General features: G+C 67.3%; 9 protein-coding genes. 6 read left to right on the forward strand and 3 right to left on the reverse strand.

The genetic code is table 11. The features are described from left to right. Nucleotides 1-109: 109 nt before the first annotated feature. The 4 genes from ACJQWM_RS07275 to ACJQWM_RS07290 all read left to right on the forward strand — a co-directional run bounded on the left by ACJQWM_RS07275 (nucleotide 110) and on the right by ACJQWM_RS07290 (nucleotide 3,614). Nucleotides 110-1,456, forward strand: coding sequence for a UDP-glucose dehydrogenase family protein (locus tag ACJQWM_RS07275; protein WP_332703189.1), 1,347 nt, complete (start codon nucleotides 110-112; stop codon nucleotides 1,454-1,456). Next, nucleotides 1,453-1,683 (forward strand): SlyX family protein, encoded by a 231-nt coding sequence (locus tag ACJQWM_RS07280; RefSeq protein WP_332703187.1) that lies wholly within the window; start codon nucleotides 1,453-1,455, stop codon nucleotides 1,681-1,683. Before ACJQWM_RS07275 ends, ACJQWM_RS07280 begins: the two co-directional genes overlap by 4 nt. A gap of 8 nt (nucleotides 1,684-1,691) precedes the next feature. Further along, nucleotides 1,692-2,390 carry a DUF2058 domain-containing protein gene (locus tag ACJQWM_RS07285; RefSeq protein WP_411306745.1) on the forward strand — a complete coding sequence of 233 codons (699 nt, stop codon included), beginning with the start codon at nucleotides 1,692-1,694 and terminating at the stop codon, nucleotides 2,388-2,390. 81 nt (nucleotides 2,391-2,471) lie between these two features. Beyond that, on the forward strand, nucleotides 2,472-3,614 hold the full coding sequence (locus ACJQWM_RS07290) for a glycosyltransferase family 9 protein (RefSeq protein WP_332702590.1): 1,143 nt from the start codon (nucleotides 2,472-2,474) through the stop codon (nucleotides 3,612-3,614). Here ACJQWM_RS07290 and metH read toward each other — a convergent pair. From metH to ACJQWM_RS07305, 3 genes are all read right to left on the reverse strand, one after another. Continuing rightward, on the reverse strand, nucleotides 3,611-6,424 hold the full coding sequence (gene metH, locus ACJQWM_RS07295; RefSeq protein WP_332702592.1) for a methionine synthase: 2,814 nt from the start codon (nucleotides 6,422-6,424) through the stop codon (nucleotides 3,611-3,613). The two genes, ACJQWM_RS07290 and metH, sit on opposite strands and share 4 nt — an antisense overlap. Before the next feature lie 262 nt (nucleotides 6,425-6,686). Next, nucleotides 6,687-7,784 (reverse strand): homocysteine S-methyltransferase family protein, encoded by a 1,098-nt coding sequence (locus ACJQWM_RS07300; protein WP_332702594.1) that lies wholly within the window; start codon nucleotides 7,782-7,784, stop codon nucleotides 6,687-6,689. A 153-nt stretch (nucleotides 7,785-7,937) separates the two neighbouring features. Then, nucleotides 7,938-8,885, reverse strand: a complete 948-nt coding sequence (locus tag ACJQWM_RS07305; protein ID WP_332702596.1) for an ArsR/SmtB family transcription factor — start codon at nucleotides 8,883-8,885, stop codon at nucleotides 7,938-7,940. 190 nt (nucleotides 8,886-9,075) lie between these two features. Here ACJQWM_RS07305 and ACJQWM_RS07310 point away from each other — a divergent pair, with 190 nt between their 5' ends. After that, nucleotides 9,076-10,293, forward strand: a complete 1,218-nt coding sequence (locus ACJQWM_RS07310; RefSeq protein ID WP_411306750.1) for an acyl-CoA dehydrogenase family protein — start codon at nucleotides 9,076-9,078, stop codon at nucleotides 10,291-10,293. Nucleotides 10,294-10,461: 168 nt separating this feature from the next. Beyond that, nucleotides 10,462-15,501 carry an NAD-glutamate dehydrogenase gene (locus ACJQWM_RS07315; RefSeq protein WP_411306746.1) on the forward strand — a complete coding sequence of 1,680 codons (5,040 nt, stop codon included), beginning with the start codon at nucleotides 10,462-10,464 and terminating at the stop codon, nucleotides 15,499-15,501. Nucleotides 15,502-15,522 lie beyond the last annotated feature (21 nt).

Genomic DNA, 15,522 nt, shown 5'->3' on the forward strand with positions numbered 1-15,522 from the left:
CGCGTGTGCGCATGCCCGGCGCTCAAGCCCCCCTTAGTAGCGACCGGTAACCTCAGGTGCCGGCCCGCGCTTGCGGTCGTTCCACCAGAAAAGAAAGGATCTCGACAGAATGCGCGTCTCCATCTTCGGTACTGGCTATGTCGGGCTTGTCACCGGCACCTGTCTGGCCGACGTCGGCCATGACATTACCTGCGTCGACATCGACGCCGCCAAGGTCGATGGCCTCAATCGCGGTGTCGTGCCGATCTACGAGCCGGGCCTGGAGCCGATGGTCGCGGCCAACCACGCGGCCGGTCGGCTGCATTTCACCACCGACGCGGCCGCCGCGATCAGCCAGGCCGAGATCATCTTCATCGCCGTGGGCACGCCGCCCGACGAGGACGGCAGCGCCGACCTCAAGTACGTGCTTGCGGTCGCCCGCACCATCGGCCAGCACCTGCAGGAGCCGGTGGTGGTGGTGGACAAGTCGACTGTGCCGGTCGGCACCGCCGACCAGGTGCGCGCGGCGATCGCCGGGGAGCTCGATGCGCGTGGCGTGGCAGTGGATTTCGAGGTCGCCTCCAATCCCGAGTTCCTCAAGGAAGGCGACGCGGTCGGCGATTTCATGCGCCCCGACCGCATCGTGATCGGCGCCAGCAGCGAAGCCGCGGTCGAGCCGCTCAAGCGGCTGTACGCGCCGTTCAACCGCAACCACGACCGGGTGGTGGTGATGGACGTGCGTTCGGCCGAGCTGACCAAGTACGCCGCCAACGCGATGCTCGCCACCAAGATCAGTTTCATGAACGAGATCGCCAACATCGCCGAGCGCGTCGGCGCCGATGTCGAGATGGTGCGCCAGGGCATCGGCTCGGACCAGCGCATCGGCTGGCAGTTCATCTACCCCGGCGCAGGATACGGCGGCTCGTGCTTTCCCAAGGACGTGCAGGCGCTGGCACGCACCGCGCAGCGCCTCGGCTATGAGCCGCAGTTGCTCGGCGCGGTCGAGTCGGTCAACGAACGCCAGAAGGGCCACCTGTTCGAGTTGATCACCCGGCACTACAGCCAGAGCCTGGCCGGCAAGACATTCGCGGTGTGGGGACTGGCGTTCAAGCCCAACACCGACGACATGCGCGAGGCCTCCAGCCGGCGCCTGCTCACCCAGCTGTGGCAGGCCGGTGCGCGCGTGCGTGCGTACGATCCGGAAGCCGGTGAAGAAGCCCGCCGCGTGTTCGGCGAGCGCGACGATCTGATGCTGTGCGATTCGGAGTACGCCGCCGTGGACGATGCCGACGCGCTGGTGGTGGTGACCGAGTGGAAGCAGTTCCGCAGCCCCGATTTCGAGCGCCTGCGTGGGTCGCTGCGTGACGCGGTGATGTTCGACGGGCGCAACCTCTACCAGCCCGACGATGTCGAGGCGGCGGGGATCGGCTACTACGGCATCGGCCGTGGCCGCTCGATTACCCATCCCCGGCAATGACTGCGGCGATCGAGCAGCGCGTGGTCGAACTGGAAACCCGCCTGGCGTTCCAGGAACATGCGCTGGGTGAGCTGAGCGACGCGCTGGCGGCTGCGCGCGACGAGGAAGCGCGCAATACTCTGCTGCTGCACCGGGCGCTGGAGGAGCTGCGGCAACTGCGCATGTTGATGTCCGCCGATCCGCAGTCGCCCGACCCGGCCAGTGAACCGCCGCCCCCGCACTACTGAACGCCGCAATGACCGACAGCCTTCGCAACCAGTTGATGGGGTTGGGCTTCAAGCCTCCCCAGCCCGAAGCCAAGCCGGCGCGCAGCGCCGACGGCGGGCCCGCGCGCAAGCCCGCCCCGAAGCGCGTACGCCACGAGGGGCAGCCGCAACGGCCCCATGAGAGCGGCCGCGGCCGCGGCGGTGACGCCGGTGCTCCTACGGGCGCGCGCAATGCAGCCCCGCCACGAAGCGCGGCCAGGCCGGGCCCGGCCCGGCCGGGGCAGGGCAAGCCGCGCTCGCGCGAGGACATCGATCTGGCCAAGGCCTATGCGATCCGTGCCCAGCGCGAGAAGGACGAGCGCATCGCGGCGGAAAAGGCCCGGCAGGAAGAAGCGCGCCAGCGCCGCGAAGCCCGGGCCAAGCTGGCCGAACTGGTCAACGGCAAGACGCTCAACGCCGCCGATGCCGAGATCGCGCGGCACTTCCCCTATGGCGGCAAGATCAAGCGCATCCATGTCACGCCAGCGCAGCTCAAGTCGCTCAATGCCGGCGAGCTGGGCGTGCTGCAGATGGACGGCCGTTATTTGCTGGTGACCGCCGAGCTGCTGGCGCAGGCCGAGCAGGTATTTGCACCTGCGGTCGCGCTGAAGGTCGACCCCGACGCGCCGGCCGAGGACGACCCGTACGCCGACCCGCAGTACCAGGTGCCCGACGACCTGGTCTGGTAAACGCTGGCGGAGCACCGGTGAGGCTGGATGCCGCCGTGGTTGCCACTGATAAACTCAGGTTTCCACCAGAACCTTCTTCCCATGTCGCGAACCTCGTCTCTCCGGCTCGCACGGCTGCGTCGGCGCATCGCGCAATCGGCGATGCGGCTCGTGTTCGGTAGTACATCGAAACCATCGCGTGGCGCTCCGCTGCCGAGTGCGGGCATCCATCGAATATTGGTTTGTCACATCAGCCACACGCTAGGCAACGCGCTGCTGCTGACGCCGCTGATCCAGGAGCTGCAAGCGGTCTACCCGGGGGCTCGGATCGACATCGTCACCCGCAGTCCGGTGGCCGAGGCGATCTACGGCCGCTACTTTAACGTCGGTTGCATCTTCAAGCTGCCCGGGCACGGCTTCGGCCGCCCGTGGCGATACCTGCGCGAATGGCGCAGGCTGCGCCGCGAGCACTACGACTTGGTGGTCGATCCGGATCCGCAGTCGCAGACCGGGCGGCTGCTGACGATGATGGCCAAGGGCCGGCGCACGCTTGGCTTCGACAGCCCCAAGAAGAGCGGCAATGTGACGCATTCGGTCGCCATCGCCGATGCGCCGCGAAGCGTCGGGCAACGTTCGGTGTTCCTGCTACGTGCCGCGCTCGGCCAGGTGCCCGAGCGTGCATCGTATCCGGTGCCCGACATCCGCCTCGACGCGCGCGAGCGCGAACAGGGGCGCGAAGCGCTCGCGCGGTTGCTTGCATCGCATGGACTGTCGCCGGCGCCCCACGGTGTGATCGGAGTCTTCGCAAATGCGACCGGCGGCAAGCTGCTTCCCTCCGACTGGTGGGCGCAGTTCCTGCAGACCCTCGAACCGCTCAGCGAGGGTTATCACATCGTCGAAATCGTGCCCGCGTTTGGCCGTTCGCTGCTCGGGTCGCGCTATCCGGCGTATTTCTCCAGCGACCTGCGCAAGCTCGCCAGCGTGTTGTCCGCCTTGTCGGTATACGCAAGCGCCGACTGCGGGGTCATGCATCTCGCCTGCGCATCGCGCGTGCCGACCTACGGCATCTTCACTGCGACCGATGCCGACGAATGGGGCAGTTACGGTCCGGGCAACCATGTGATCCGTGCGTACGACATGGCGCCGGCCGAGGTCGCAAGAGAGCTCATCCGTATCGCGAACGGCGATGTCGCGCCTGCCCGCGCGGCGGCCGTTATCGCTCGTGCAGTGCTGCCTGCAGGCTAGTCCGGGTCGTAATCCAGATTCGCCGTCAGCCAGCGCTCGGCCTGTGCCAGGTCCACGCCCTTGCGTTTTGCGTAGTCCGCCGCCTGCTCCCTGGTGACCCGTCCGACCACGAAGTACTGGCTGCCCGGGTGGCTGAAGTAGTAGCCCGACACTGCCGCCGCCGGGGTCATCGCGAAGCTCTCGGTCAGCTGCATGCCGGCATTGGCTTCTGCGTCCAGCAGCCGGAAAATCGTCGCTTTCTCGCTGTGCTCGGGGCAGGCCGGATAGCCCGGGGCGGGGCGGATGCCGCGGTACTGCTCGTCGATCAGCGCCTGGGCATCGAGCGACTCGTCGGCGGCATAACCCCAGAACTCGGTGCGCACCCGTTGGTGCATGCGCTCGGCCAGGGTTTCGGCGAGGCGGTCGGCCAGCGCCTTGAGCAGGATCGCGTTGTAGTCGTCGTGGTCGGCCTCGAAGCGGGCCACGTGCGCCTCGATGCCGATGCCGGCGGTAACCGCGAACGCGCCGATCCAGTCCTGCTTGCCCGAGTCCTGCGGCGCGATGAAGTCGGCCAGGCAGAAGTCGGGGCGCTCGGCCGGCTTGTCGGCCTGCTGGCGCAGAAAGTTAAGCGTGGTCGGGTCCGCCATCCCTGTAGGAGCGGCTTTAGCCGCGATCGGATTTCCGGACCCCGGCACAACCTCAGCATCGGTCTGAACCGGCTTCGCGGCTGAAGCCGCTCCTACGCCCCGAACGAAGTCCCCTTGGGGGACAGATGCAACGAGCACATCGTCACCGACACTGTTCGCCGGCCACAGTCCCAGCACCGCCTTCGCGGTCAGCCACTTCTCGTCGACGATGCGCTTGAGCATCGCCCGGGCGTCGCTGAACAACTCGGTCGCCTGCGCGCCGACGATCTCGTCGGTCAGGATCGCCGGGTATCGCCCGGCCAGTTCCCAGGCCTGGAAAAATGGGGTCCAGTCGATCAGTTCGACCAACTCCTGCAACGGGTAGTCCTCGAACACGTGCAGCCCCGGCTGCTTCGGTGCCGGCGGGTCGTAGTGCGTCCAGTCGCCGTCGAAACGTTGACCACGTGCCTTCGCCAGCGGCACCAGGCGCTTGCCGTCTCCGCGGTTCCTGTGGCGCTCGCGGATTTCGGCGTAATCGGAGGCGTTGGCGGCGACGAACGGCGTGCGCAGTTCGGCGCTGATCAGCGATTGCACCACGCCGACCGCGCGCGAGGCGTCCTTCACCCAGACCGTCGGCGCCTTGTAGTGCGGGTCGATCCTGAGAGCGGTGTGGGCGCGCGAGGTGGTCGCGCCACCGATCAGCAGCGGCATTTCCAGGCCCTGTCGCTGCATCTCGCGGGCGACATGGCTCATCTCCTCCAGCGACGGCGTGATCAGCCCTGACAGACCCACCAGGTCGGCGTTCTCGGTGCGGGCCCGGTCAAGGATGACCTGCGCCGGCACCATCACCCCCAGGTCGATCACCTCGAAGTTGTTGCACGCCAATACCACGCCGACGATGTTCTTGCCGATGTCGTGCACGTCGCCCTTGACGGTCGCCATCACGATCTTGCCCTTGGGCTTGCCGGTGTCGCCGGTGCGCAGCTTTTCCGCCTCGATGTAGGGCAGCAGGTGGGCGACCGCCTTCTTCATCACGCGCGCGGACTTGACCACCTGAGGCAGGAACATCTTGCCGGCCCCGAACAGGTCGCCGACCACGTTCATGCCGTCCATCAGCGGGCCCTCGATCACATCGAGTGGGCGGCTGGCTTCGGTGCGCGCCTGCTCGGTGTCCTCGACGATCCACTGGTCTATGCCGTGCACCAGCGAATGGCTCAGGCGCGCGCGCACCGGTTGCTCGCGCCAGCCCAGGTCCTCGACCTTCTTCTCGCCCTTGCGGCCCTTGTAGCGCTCGGCCAACGCCAGCAGCGATTCGGTGGCCTCGGCATTGCGGTTGAGCACTACGTCCTCGACCGCGTCGCGCAGCTCGGCGTCCAGATCGTCATACAGCGGCAGCGCGCCGGCGTTGACGATGCCCATGTCCATGCCGGCCCTGATCGCGTGGTACAGGAATACCGCGTGGATCGCCTGACGCACCGCCTCGTTGCCGCGGAACGAAAAGCTGACGTTGGAGACGCCGCCGGAGATATGGCTGTAGGGGAAGCGCCGCTTGAGTTCGCGCGTGGCCTCGATGAAGGCGACCGCGTAGTCGTTGTGCTCGTCGATACCGGTGGCGATTGCGAACACGTTGGGGTCGAAGATGATGTCCTCGGGCGGGAAACCGATCTGTTCGGTCAGCAGTTTGTACGCGCGCGAACTGATCGCGACCTTGCGCTCGACCGTGTCGGCCTGGCCGTCCTCGTCGAACGCCATCACCACCACCGCCGCGCCGTAGCGGCGTACCAGCCGCGCCTGGCGCAGGAACTCGGCCTCGCCTTCCTTCATCGAGATCGAGTTGACGATGCCCTTGCCCTGCAGGCATTTCAGTCCGGCCTCGATGACGCTCCACTTGGAGCTGTCTACCATCACCGGCACGCGCGCGATGTCGGGCTCGGCGGCGATCAGGTTGAGGTAGGTCACCATCGCATGTTCGGAGTCGAGCAGCCCCTCGTCCATGTTGACGTCGAGCACCTGCGCGCCGCTCTCGACCTGTTGCCGCGCGACCGCGACCGCCTCGTCGAAGCGGTCGTCCTTGATCAGCTTGCGGAACTGCGCACTGCCGGTGACGTTGGTGCGCTCGCCGACGTTGATGAAGTTGCTCTCCGGCGTGATCTGCAGGGGCTCGAGGCCGCTGAGGCGGGTCTGGCGGAGGAGGGTGGGGGGCATGTGCACGGCAGAGCCTTTTTGACGCGGATTGACGCGGATGGACACGGATAAGGCAAAAGCAATTTGGAAAAGGACAAGCGGAACTTGTCGTTTAGGGGAGAACGGGACTTGTCATCCCGGGCGAAGCGGCATATCTGCTTTGGCCTTGCCGCGCAGCAGCAGATCAACTTTGCTCAGGACGACGACCCCGGCGCGATGCGCAAGACGTAAAGACTTCTTTTTGCTCTATCCGCGCTCATCCGCGTGCATCTGCGTCAAAAAATCAAGCAACATCCGCCAGCGACGGAACATCGCGCGGCGCGATACCCCGCACCGCCTCGGCGATCGCGGTGATATGCGCAGGCGTGGTCCCGCAGCAGCCGCCCACCAGGTTCAGCAATCCGGCTTCGGCGAAGTCGCGCAGCACGGTGGCCATGTCCTCGGGCGTCTCGTCGTAGCCGCCAAACGCGTTGGGCAGGCCGGCGTTGGGGTGGGTGCTGACGTAGGTGTCGGCCACCTGCGCGAGCACGTCGACGTGCTGCCGCAGGTCCTTCGCGCCCAGCGCGCAGTTCAGGCCGATCGCCAGCGGCTGCGCATGCCGCAGCGAGTACCAGAAAGCCTCCGCGGTCTGGCCCGACAGCGTGCGGCCGGAGGCGTCGGTGATCGTGCCCGAGATCATCACCGGCAACCGCGCGCCGCGGGCATCGAACACCTCGGCGATCGCGAACAGCGCCGCCTTGGCGTTGAGCGTGTCGAACACGGTCTCGACCATCAGCACGTCCGCGCCGCCGTCGATCAGTCCCTCGGCCGCTTCGCGGTACGCCGTGCCGAGCTCGTCGAAGCCGATCGCGCGGAAACCGGGGCGGTTGACGTCAGGGCTCAACGAGGCGGTGCGGCTGGTCGGGCCGAGCACGCCGATCACGAAGCGCGGCAGGTCCGGCGTGACTGCCTGAGCCGCATCGCAAGCTTCGCGTGCGAGCCGCGCACCGGTCTGGTTGAGCTCGCGTGCAAGGTGCTGCAGGCCGTAATCAGCCAATGAGATGGTGGTGGAGTTGAAGGTGTTGGTCTCGACCAGGTCGGCGCCGGCGTCCAGGTACTGCGCGTGGATGTCGCGGATGAGCTCGGGTCGGCTAAGGCTCAGCAGATCGTTGTTGCCGCGCTGGTCGTGCGCGCAGCCGCAGCCCGCGCCATGGGCGTGACCGGCCGGCGTGTAATGGCGGTCGAAGCCTTCGGCGAAGCGCTCGCCGCGGTAGTCGGCCTCCTCCAGCGAGTGCTGCTGGATCATCGTCCCCATCGCCCCGTCGATCACCAGGATGCGGTTGCGCAGCGCATGCTGCAGCGCTTCGGTGCGGTCGGGGTTGAGCCAGGGCAGAGTGGTCATGTGGCGGGTCCAGAAAAAATTTGACGCGGATCAACGCGGATACACGCCGATAGAGCAGAGCGAAAAATGGATAAAGAAGATCGGGTTTTTCAGATTCGTCCTTCTGCGCTTTTTATCCGCGTCCATCCGCGTTGATCCGCGTCAAAAAGCCGTTCAAGAACCCTTCCGGCGCCCCGGCTTGCGGCCGATCAGCGCGATTACGGCGAAGTGCGGCGGGCGGCGCTCGCGGGTGACGGTTTCGCAGCTGGCGACCTCCAGGCCGGCCTTGCCGGCGAACTTCTGCAGGTCCTTTTCGCTGAAGCCGAGATTGACGTGGCCGAAAGCCTCGACCACCGAACGGTGCTCGTGCCTTGCCAGGCTGGTCAGCAGCAGGCGCCCGCCGGGGCGCAGCACGCGTGCGGCCTCAACGACCGCATCGGCCGGCTGGTCGGCATAGGTCAGCGCATGCATCAGCACGACCAGGTCGAAATGCGCGTCGGCGAACGGCAGCGCGTGCATGTCGCCTTCCTGCACCTCGACGTTCTTCAGCCGGCGCAGGCGCTCGGAGGCGGCCAGCACCACCTTGCTGCTGGAATCCAGGCAGACATAGCGGTGGGAATGGGGCGCAAGCAGCTCCGCCATCACGCCGTCGCCGGAGGCGATGTCGAGCACGTCGCCGGGCTCCAGCAGCGGCAAGGCCGAGCGCGCCATCGCCTCCCAGGTGCGGCCGGGCGAGTAGTGGCGCTCCATGTCGCCGGCGACCGAATCGGCCCAGTTCTGGTCGGCCGCACGGGTCGCCAGCACCGCCGACACGCGTTCGGCGTCCTGGCGCAGCAGCGGGTCGTCGCTGCCCTCGCGCAGGGTCTGCCAGAGCGCGCGTTGCGCCACGTCGAGCGCGGCATCGTCGAAACGGTAATAGGCCGACACGCCGGAGCGTCGATCCCGGACCAGCCCGGCCTCCTTGAGCTTGGACAGGTGGGTGGACACCCGCGGCTGCGCCAGCCGCGTGATCGCCGACAGCTCCGCCACGGTCAGCTCCTCGGTTTCCAGGAGGGCCAGCAGGCGCACCCGGGTGGCGTCGGCAAATACCTTGAGCCGGGACGACCAGCCTTCCAGATCCATGCGGATTACCTTCTATCAATTTATCGCGATACAGCGATAAGTGTGGTGGTGCGGGCGGCGGCGGTCAAGGTGGTCGGCCCGTTTCTGTAGGAGCGCCTCTCAGGCGCGATCAGGAACCGGTGCGGGCGCGGGTTGCCAGTTTCCATCGCGCCTAAGAGGCGCCCCTACAGGAACGTCGGCGTATGGGGTTATCGCCCCGGCACCGCTACAATTCGCGCTTACAGACAGCCGAATCGAGGGTGCCGACGTGGATTTCCGCTTTACCGAAGAGCAGTTGATGATCCAGGACGTGGCGCGTCGCATCGCCCAGGAAAAGATCGCTCCAAGTGCCGAGCACCACGACCGCACCGGCGACTTCCCGCTGGAGAACATCCGCACGCTCGGCGAGAACGGGCTGATGGGCATCGAGGTACCGGCCGAGTACGGCGGTGCCGGGATGGATCCGATCTCCTACGTGTTGGCGATGGTCGAGATTGCCGCCGGCGATGCCGCGCATTCGACCATCATGTCGGTGAACAACTCCCTGTTCTGCAACGGCATCCTGAAGTTCGGCAGCGAGGAGCAGAAGCAGCTCTACGTGCGCGCCATCGCCGAGGGCAAGGAGATCGGGGCGTTCGCACTGACCGAGCCGCAGTCGGGCTCCGACGCCACCGCGATGCGCTGCAAGGCGGTCCGGCAGGACGACGGCAGCTACGTGATCAACGGCAAGAAAAGCTGGATCACCTCCGGGCCGCACGCCAAGTATTTCGTGCTGTTCGCGATGACTGCGCCGGACAAGGGCGCGCGCGGCATCACCGCCTTCCTGGTCGATGGCGACCGCGCCGGCTTTTCCCGCGGCAAGACCGAACCCAAGCTCGGCATCCGCGCCTCGGCGACCTGCGAGATCGAGTTCGACGACTACGTCGCCAAACCCGATGAGATGCTCGGCGAGGAAGGTCACGGCTTCAAGATCGCGATGAGCGTGCTCGACGCCGGTCGCATCGGCATCGCCAGCCAGGCCATCGGCATCGCCCGCGCCGCCTACGAGGCGACGCTCGAGTACGTCACCGAGCGCAAGGCCTTCGGCCAGCCGATCGGCGCGTTCCAGATGACCCAGGCCAAGATCGCCGACATGAAGTGCAAGCTTGACGCGGCATTGCTGCTGACCCTGCGCGCGGCCTGGCAGAAGGGCGAGACCGAGAAGAACGGCGGCCGTTTCAGCAACGAGGCGGCGATCGCCAAGCTCACCGCGTCCGAGGCGGCGATGTGGATCACCCATCAGGCCGTGCAGATCCACGGCGGCATGGGCTACTCCAAGGAGATGCCGCTGGAGCGCTACTTCCGCGACGCCAAGATCACCGAGATCTACGAGGGCACCAGCGAAATCCAGCGCCTGGTCATCGCGCGCAACGAGACCGGCATTCGCTGATGCAGGCCCGCGCCGCAATGCCGCTGATCCGTCCCGCCGAAGAGATTGCGCAAGACACTTGCGAAGTGTCGTGTCCGGCAGCGCCGCGTCGCGATCGCTGCCTGTCCTGAACCTGTTCCTGGCCCGCGCCAAAGCGTGGGCCTCATTGCATCGGACCTCACGTTTCCCATGAGCACTACGCGCAAACCCCCCGCAGGCAAAACCCCCGCAGGCAAGACCCGTGCACGCAAGACCGGCGCCGCGCCCGCCAGCTCCGCCCCGCGTTGGTCCGCGCGCGCCTCGGGCGAGAAGTCCGACGCCGTCGCCCTCGGTCCGATCATCGCGGCGATGCGAAAGCGCCTGCCCAAAGCCCGCCATGCCGAAGGCGAGGCGTTCGCGCGGGCGTTCTACCAGCGCATGGGCCAGGACGAACTGCCGCAGCACACCGCCGCCGGCTGGGCCGCGCTGGCCAGCGACTTTCTCGACTTCGCACGTTCGCGTAAACCCGACACCGCGCTGGTGCGCCTGTTCACCCCGACCGCGGCGACCCACGGCTGGGATTCGCCGCACACAGTGCTGCAGATCGCCAACGACGACATGCCGTTCCTGGTCGATTCGGTGACCATGGCGCTGACCGAGCAGGGCATCGGCGTGCATGTGCTCGGCCATCCGGTGGTCCTGTTCCAGCGCGACAAGGGCGGCAAGTTGCGCGCGGTCGGCGAGGGTGTACCCGAATCGCTGATGCACCTGGAGATCGATCGCCAGCCACTGGAGGCGATGCCGAAGATCGAGCAGGCGGTGCAGGCGGTGCTCGCCGATGTGCGCGCGATCGTGCGCGACTGGTCGCAGATGCGCGGCCGGATGCGCGAGGTCGCCGAGGATCTGGGTTCGCGCAAGCTGCCGGTCAGCGAGGCCGGCCGCGAGGAGGCGCAGGAGTTCCTGCGCTGGGCTGCGGACGACCACTTCACGTTGCTCGGCTATCGCGAGTACGAGGTGGTGAAGAAGGACGGCGAGGAAGTGCTGACCGCGGTCAAAGGCAGCGGCCTGGGCCTGCTGCGTGGTCAAGACACGCGCAAGCCGCGGCCGTTGACCTCGCTGGCCGCCCACTACATGCCGCAGTCGGGGTCGGTCGATGCGCTGATCCTGACCAAGACCAACGCCCGCGCCACCGTGCACCGCCCGGGCTACATGGACTACATCGGCGTGCTGACCTTCGATGCCGATGGCAAACCGGTGCGGGAGGAGCGCTTCCTCGGCCTCTACACCTCCAGCGCCTACAACCGTCGCCCGTGGGACATTCCGATCGTGCGCCAGCGCTACGACTACGTGATGGAGAAGTCCGGGCTGCCAGCCAACAGCCACAGCGGCAAGGCGCTGCGCCACATCATCGAGAGCCTGCCGCGCGACGAACTGTTCCAGTCGACCGGCGACGAGCTGCTGCGCACCAGCGCCGGCATCCTCGGCCTGCAGGAGCGCGTGCGCAGCAAGCTGTTCCTGCGCCGCGACCGCTACGGCCGGTTCTTCTCCGGACTGGTCTACATCCCGCGTGACCGCTTCAACACCGACGTGCGCCTGCGGATCGAGGCGATGCTCAGGCGCGTGCTGCACGGCGAGCACGTCGATACCACCGTGGTCCTGGGCGAATCACCGCTGGCGCAGCTGCACCTGCTGGTGCGGCCCAAGTCGGGCGAGGCGATCCAGGTCGACAACGCCGCGATCGAGGCGGAGCTCGCCGAGATCGTGCGCAACTGGCAGGACGACCTGCGCGAGCAGCTGGTCCAGCGCAACGGCGAGGAGCGCGGCCTGGCGCTGGCCAGCAGCTACGGCCGCGCGCTGCCGGCCGGTTACATCGAGAACGTGTCGGCCAAGGTCGCCGCGACCGACGTCGAGCACCTGGCCGCGCTCGAAAGTCCCGACGACCTCGGCCTGAGCCTGTTCCGTGCCCACCAGGGCACCGGCGGGCTGCGCTTCAAGTTCTATCGCCAGCACGACGACATCCCGCTGTCTGATGCGCTGCCGATGATGGAGAACATGGGCCTGCGGGTGATCACCGAGCACCCGTACCGCCTGCACGCCAACGGCATGCTGCTTTACATCCAGGATTTCGAGGTCGAGACCACGGCCGATTTCGACATCGACCGGCTCGATGTCAATTTCGAGCAGGCGTTCGCGCAGATCTGGCGCGGCAACGTCGAAAACGACGGCTTCAACCGCCTGATCATCGCCGCCGGGCTGTCGTGGCGCCAGGTCGGCATGCTGCGCGCGTACTGCAAGTACCTGCAGCAGGTCGGCGTGCCGTTCTCGCAGGCCTATGTCGAGGAAACCTTCAGCCGCTACCCGCTGCTGGTGCGACTGCTGGTCGAGCTGTTCGAGGCGCGCTTCGATCCGCGCACCGGCGGCGAGAGCAAGGCCGAGGTGAAGGCGGGCATGGCGCAGTTGCGCCAGCAACTCGACAGCCTCGCCGGCGGCGACGCCGCGACCATGGCCGCGTTGCACCCGGTGATCGAATCGCGCCTGGGCCGTCGCGAGCTGCAGGTCGACGTGACCCGGCGGGTGCTCAAGACCCTGCTCGACCGCGTATCGAGCCTCGATGAGGACCGCATCCTGCGCAGCTTCATCGGCGTGATCGAGGCGACGCTGCGCACCAGCTACTACCAGACCGGCGCCGGCGGCGCCGAGAAGGGCTACGTCAGCTACAAGTTCGACTCCCACCTCGTGCCCGACCTGCCCAAGCCGCGTCCGTACCGCGAGATATTCGTCTACGGCCCGCGCGTGGAGGGCATCCACCTGCGCTTCGGCCCGGTGGCCCGCGGCGGCCTGCGCTGGTCCGATCGCCGCGAGGACTTCCGCACCGAGGTGCTGGGCCTGGTCAAGGCGCAGATGGTCAAGAACACGGTGATCGTGCCGGTCGGCTCCAAGGGCGGCTTCATCAGCAAGAAGCCGCCGGCCCCCAAGGGCGATGCCGCCAGCGACCGTGATGCGGTGTGGGCCGAAGGCATCGCCTGCTACAAGATGTTCATCAACGGCCTGCTCGACATCACCGACAACCTGGTCGATGGGAAGGTCGTGCATCCGGCCGAGGTGGTGCGGCACGACGCGGACGACCCGTACCTGGTGGTCGCCGCCGACAAGGGCACCGCCACGTTTTCCGACATCGCCAACGGCATCGCCCGCGAGCACAACTACTGGCTCGATGACGCGTTCGCCTCCGGCGGCTCGGTCGGCTACGACCACAAGGGCATGGGCATCACCGCCAAGGGCGCGTGGGAGTCGGTCAAGCGCCACTTCCGCGCGATGGGCCGCGACAGCCAGAAACAGGATTTCACCGCGGTCGGCATCGGCGACATGTCCGGCGACGTGTTCGGCAACGGCATGCTGCTGAGCCGGCACATCCGCCTGCTGGCCGCGTTCGACCACCGCCACATCTTCCTGGACCCGAACCCCGACGCCGCGCGCACCTACAAGGAGCGCCAGCGCATGTTCAAGCTGTCGCGCTCGAGCTGGGAGGACTACGACGCCTCGCTGATCAGCAAGGGCGGCGGCATCCATCGGCGCAGCGCCAAGTCGATCGCCTTGACGCCGGAGGTCAGGCAGGCGCTGGGGATCGACGGCAGCATCCATGCGATGAGCCCGTCGGACCTGATGAGTGCGATCCTGAAGGCACCGGCCGACCTGCTCTGGAACGGCGGCATCGGCACCTACGTCAAGGCCAGCAGCGAGACCCACGCCGATGTCGGCGACCGCGCCAACAACGCGCTGCGCGTGGATGGCCGCGACCTGCGCTGCAAGGTGGTGGGCGAGGGCGGCAACCTCGGCCTGACCCAGTTGGGCCGCATCGAAGCCGGCCAGCACGGCGTGCTGCTCAACACCGACTTCATCGACAACTCCGCCGGCGTGGATACCTCCGACCACGAGGTCAACATCAAGATCCTGCTCAACGCCCAGGTCCAGGCGAAGAAGCTCACGTTGCCGGCGCGCAACAAGCTGCTGGCGGAGATGACTGCGGAGGTCGAGTCGCTGGTGCTGACCGACAACTACCGCCAGAACCAGGCGATCAGCCTGATGGAGCGGATGAGCGTGTCGCGCATCGGATCCAAGCAGCACTTCATCCGCACGCTGGAGTCGCAGGGCCTGCTCGACCGGCAGATCGAATACCTGCCGTCGGACGCCGAACTCGCCGACCGCAAGGCCCGCGGCCAAGGCCTGACCCGGCCGGAGCTGTCGGTGCTGCTGTCCTACGCCAAGCTGGTGTTGTTCCAGCAACTGGTCGACTCCAACGTGCCGGAGGACCCGTACCTGTCGAAGGAACTGGTGCGCTACTTCCCGCAGCCGCTCCAGGCGAAATACGCCAAGGCGATGGAGCACCACCGGCTCAAGCGCGAGATCATCGCCACCGCGGTGACCAACTCGATGGTCAACCGCATGGGCGCGACTTTCGCGATGCGCATGCACGAGGACACCGGCCGCAGCCCGGCGGAAATCGCCGAGGCCTACACGATCAGCCGCGAGGCACTGGACGCACGCGATCTGTGGGCGCAGATCGACGCGCTCGACGGCCGGGTGCCGGAAGCGGCGCAGATCGACGCGCTGCAGACGATCTGGCAGCTGCTGCGCACCATGTCGCGCTGGCTGCTGTCGCGTCCGGGCAAGGTGCCGGAGATAGCGGCCGCGATGGCGCGTTTCGGCGACGGGCTCAAGACCGTCCGCGAGGCGCTGCCGACCGCGATGTCGGACGTGCGGCGCGAGGGCTTCGAGGCACGCCTGCGCGACTGGAAGGACAAGGGCTTCCCGACGCCGTTGGCGACGCAGTTGGCAACCCTGCCGCTGCTCGAGTTCGGCTGCGACATCGTCGAGGTCGCGCACGCCCGCAAGCTTCCCCCGGCCGAGGTGGCGCGTGCCTACTTCGCGCTTGGTGCGGCGCTGCATCTGCCATGGCTGCACGAGCAGATCGATGCACTGCCGGTCGAGGGGCGCTGGCAGGCGCTCGCCCGCGGCGCACTGCGCGACGAACTCGGGACCCAGCAGCGCGCGCTTGCCAACCAGATACTCGCCGGTGGTGGCAGGAAACCGGCCGAGGAGAAGGTCGCGGCGTGGTTGCAGCGCGACGACATCTCGCTGCGCTTCGCCCAGACGATGCTGTCGGACCTGCTCAACCAGAAGACGCTCGACTATCCGACCGTATCGGTGGCGGTGCGCCGGCTGGCCCAGGTGGCGGCCGCCGGGGAGTAGGGCAAAAGGCGGCGGTCTTTA

The organism is Novilysobacter longmucuonensis (assembly GCF_046600735.1).
GTDB lineage: Bacteria > Pseudomonadota > Gammaproteobacteria > Xanthomonadales > Xanthomonadaceae > Novilysobacter_A > Novilysobacter_A longmucuonensis.